This is a genomic window from Yersinia thracica, assembly GCF_902170565.1.
Taxonomy (GTDB): domain Bacteria; phylum Pseudomonadota; class Gammaproteobacteria; order Enterobacterales; family Enterobacteriaceae; genus Yersinia; species Yersinia thracica.
Window position 1 is genome coordinate 1 of record NZ_CABHXX010000051.1, and the last position, 1,104, is coordinate 1,104.

A 1,104-nucleotide genomic window follows, 5' to 3' on the forward strand; every position below is an offset into this window, starting at 1 on the left:
ATATTGTAGAGATTGATGAGCATCTTCCATCAATGAAAATTGATATTAAAGTTAGTATCAAAAAATTCAGTTATTCACTGAATTTAAATACACAGGTATGGATTGAATGCGAGATGTTTAGTAAATTTATAGAAGCTATGAGTAATAGTGAAATTGCTATATTTAATGATATGAATAGACTTTTTGATTTAACAATAGACACGATAAAGGGTCGATTACACTGGTCTTGCGCTAAAGAAGATCTAAATGGTTGTATGACAATAGCCAAAGGGGAAGAAATTCTTACAACCGAGTCTAGAGATGCGATATACAATACGTTTAATGATCACCCTCGATGGTGGTAGTTGATTAAGCCACAAAATATCTCAGCTATTGAGCTGGGATATTCATTTTAACTGTCCGATCTTATTGAGCCATTACAGTTGGTAGTACGCAACAAATATTAATTTCTACTCCGTAGAAGCTTCCCTGCATTGAAGTTACTTCTAAGGAACCGTTAAAGTGACTAAGTTAGCAGAGATAAAATCTATTTTAATAAATATGGCGTTAATACTAAAAATTACGGCATGAATTATTGTATTTAGACCTTATTGTAGCTAGAGCATTATATTGATTATGATTATGATTATAATCAAGCGGTCTATAAAATTTTTTCTCTATATAGTGGGATGGGGTCTCTGAATGATTTTGTTTTATATAAAAATGGTCAAATACTTCAAGATGAGAATGGCACTTTTGACGAGTTAAGAGATTATTTCCATGAACTATGTACTTCCCATTAAATATAATGCCTCGGTTTTTACAATGCCAGGGTATTATCTTTATAGTCAGAGGTTAATCTCCCCCAAACCCCCTCGTTCAGTGGTGACGACCACCTGTTGACCGGTATTAAATCCCAGTGCTTAGCACCACCCCCTGAATGACCACTACCGGAGCAGGCTAACAATCATCGCCATCATTCTGTGATATCAGCTTGCTAAGCCGCGATGACAGTACCTATCAGGCGAGCAAAATCGCGGCTGGTCAAAATGCCAAACTGACCAGCACCCACGGCAAAGTGATTTTCGAAGCGGTCAAAAACACTACATTTGAGCAAAAAACCAG

General features: G+C 36.3%; 2 protein-coding genes. Both read left to right on the forward strand.

Features of this window, described 5'->3' with window-relative positions; all coding sequences use genetic code 11:
- Positions 1–344 (forward strand): hypothetical protein (locus FTA91_RS20205; protein ID WP_222423183.1); only part of this gene is annotated, 344 nt, incomplete at its 5' end.
- A gap of 264 nt (positions 345–608) precedes the next feature.
- A complete protein-coding gene (locus FTA91_RS20550; protein WP_413081217.1) occupies positions 609–782 on the forward strand; it encodes a DUF6966 domain-containing protein in 174 nt (57 codons plus the stop codon).
- Positions 783–1,104 lie beyond the last annotated feature (322 nt).